This window comes from Sphingobium mellinum (genome assembly GCF_037860795.1).
Classification (GTDB): Bacteria; Pseudomonadota; Alphaproteobacteria; order Sphingomonadales; family Sphingomonadaceae; genus Sphingobium; species Sphingobium mellinum.
Map to the genome: position 1 here is coordinate 1 of NZ_JBANRK010000050.1, position 2,503 is coordinate 2,503.

Here is a 2,503-nt window from a genome sequence, read left to right on the forward strand (position 1 = left end):
GTAAGCGTGGCCTGAGGACCGCGGTTCAGGCGGCTTCGGCGATCGATCGCTGATCTGGCCGCCAGTTCCACGGCATGAGTTCGTCCCAGCGGGCAGCAGGCCAGTTGCCAGCGATCTTGGCGATGACGTCGGCAATATAGGCCTGCGGTTCGAGGCCATTGAGCTTTGCGGTCTCGATGACGGAATAGACGGCAGCGGCGCGATCGCCGCCTGCCTTTGATCCGGCAAACAGCCAGTTTTTCCGGCCCAGGGCCACACACCGCATGGCGCGCTCCGCGACGTTGTTATCGATCTCCAGACGGCCGTCATCAAGGAGGCGCGTGAGCGCGACCCAGCGCTTGCGGCCATAGGCGATGGCCTTGGCCATCTCGGACTTGGGCGAGAGACGGCGCAACGCATCGTCGAGCGTCTGGCGCAGATCATCGATCAATGGCCGGGTGCGGTCCTGCCGGCTTCGTCGTCGGCTATCGGGTTGCTGGCCTCGAACCTCTGCCTCGATCTCGTAAAGCTCGCCGATGCGTTCCAGCAGATCAGTGGTGAGCGGCGTCGGCTTGGTGGCGTGGATGTCGAATATCTTCCGCCGGAAATGCGCCCAGCAAGCAACCTCAGTGACGCGGTTCGTATCGTAGAGCTTGTCATAGCCGGCATAGCCGTCAGCCTGGAGATAGCCAGTGAAGTTGGCCAGCTGCCGCTGGGGATGCGCGCCGGTGCGATCGGTGGTGAACTCATACCAGACCAGCGACGGGGTCGTGGCACCAGAGCCGCGATCATCGACGGCGTAAGCCCAGAGCCTGCCGGTCGCCGTCTTGCCGCGTCCCGGGTCAAGCATGGGAACCGGCGTATCGTCAGTATGGATCTTCGAGGCGGTCAGGCCGACCTCGCGAATGCGACTAACGATCGGGTCAAGCAGCACCGATGCTTGCCCAACCCAGCCCGCCAGCGTCGATCGATCGATCTCGACCCCCTGCGCCGCCATTATCTCGGCCTGGCGGTAGAGCGGTAGATGATGGTCGAACTTGGAGACGACGACATGGGCCAGCGTGCCGAAGGTCGCCTTGCCGCGCGCTATCGCCTTTACCGGCGCGGGCGCCTGAACGATCTTCTCGCAGGAGCGGCAGCTATACTTGGGCCGGATGGTCCGAATGACACGCCATTGCACCGGCACGGCATCGAGCATCTCATCGCTATCCTGTCCCAACGGCCGCAACGTCCCGCCGCAGTCGGGGCAGGTGCAGATGCCCTGCTCAGCCTCGATCCGCTGTTCCTCGCGCGGCAGATGGGCGGGTAGCGCGCGAACAGGCGCTGACCGATCGCCATCTGCCCGATCGCCCCGCCGCGCGGCGGCGACGATGGCCTCACCCTCGAGCTCTTCGAGCGCCAGTTCAAGCTGTGCGATCTGCGTGTCGAGCTTCTCGGACGACTTGCCGAACTGCATCCGCTTGAGGCGCGCGATCTGCACGCGCAGCGTGTCGATCAGGATATCGCGAGCAGAAATATCGGCGTGGGCGGCCGCCAAGGCAGCTTCGAGCTCGGCGATCCGAGCGTCTTTGTCAGCGGTGGAAAGGCCTGCGTCCGACACCGCGATCCTATAGCGAATCGGATACTCCAAAGCCAGAAAAACTGCCGGAAAATGGGCGTTTTATCCCGCGATCGATGGGGTAAAAGTGCGCTCCGGCCGTCGCCAGTCGATGCCTTCCAATAGCATGGAAAGCTGGGCCGCCGTCATCATCACCGACCCGGCCTTGGTCGATGGCCACACGAACCGACCCCGGTCCATCCGCTTGGAGAAAAGGCACATGCCCTGGCCGTCATACCAGAGCAGCTTCACCAGATCGCCGCGCTTCCCCCGAAAGGCGAACAGCGCACCGGAATGCGGGCTCTGTTCCAGAACCTGCTGTGTCATCACGGCAAGGCCGTCAAAACCCTTACGCATGTCTGTCGCGCCACATGCCAGGAATATCCGCGTTGATGGTGGCAGCGGGATCATCGCGTCAGGATACCGATCACCCGCGACAGGGCATCGGCATCGACCGTGGCGTCCACGCTCACCCTGATGCCCGACGGCAGCTCGATGCCGATCACTCCGTCGCTGCGTGCCGCGACCGTCGGCGCGGGCAAGGCTGGCTGCTCGCTGATCTGCACCTCCGCAAATATCGGCTCCGCCAGCTTGCGAACCCCGGCAAGCTCACCGGACATCGCCTGGCGCCGCCAGGTGTAGATCGAGCCGCTGCCGACGTCATGGCGTTCACAGGCCGCGCGCACGCAGCCCTCCGGGCCGAATGCATCGCGCAGGACGGCCAGCTTCTGCTCCACCGTCCACCGCCGCCGGCCTGACACCCGGCTAACGATCTCTATCCGACTACTCATACGACCGCTCGTATGAGTAGTCGCTGCGCCGCTAGCTGAAACCTCGATCTCGTCCGACACCCGCCACTCCGCTCAAAGAGCGGCAATCATCCCGGCGATCGGGAGCGGCGCAAGGCGGCCGTCAGACCCCGCTTAC

Annotated in this window: 3 protein-coding genes; all 3 read right to left on the bottom strand. The window is 64.4% G+C overall.

Annotated features, from left to right (window positions below; genetic code table 11):
- Nucleotides 1–25: 25 nt before the first annotated feature.
- From tnpC to tnpA, 3 genes are read right to left on the bottom strand one after another with little or no spacing between them, the layout of a single operon-like run.
- Nucleotides 26–1,585, bottom strand: coding sequence for an IS66 family transposase (gene tnpC / locus AAC640_RS18300; protein ID WP_422795013.1), 1,560 nt, complete (start codon nucleotides 1,583–1,585; stop codon nucleotides 26–28).
- Between the two features lie 54 nt (nucleotides 1,586–1,639).
- Nucleotides 1,640–1,987 carry an IS66 family insertion sequence element accessory protein TnpB gene (tnpB, locus tag AAC640_RS18305; protein ID WP_340268883.1) on the bottom strand — a complete coding sequence of 116 codons (348 nt, stop codon included), beginning with the start codon at nucleotides 1,985–1,987 and terminating at the stop codon, nucleotides 1,640–1,642.
- The gene (tnpA, locus tag AAC640_RS18310; RefSeq protein ID WP_340268885.1) at nucleotides 1,984–2,367 is read right to left on the bottom strand and encodes an IS66-like element accessory protein TnpA; all 384 of its coding nucleotides are present in this window, start codon (nucleotides 2,365–2,367) and stop codon (nucleotides 1,984–1,986) included. Before tnpA ends, tnpB begins: the two co-directional genes overlap by 4 nt.
- Nucleotides 2,368–2,503 lie beyond the last annotated feature (136 nt).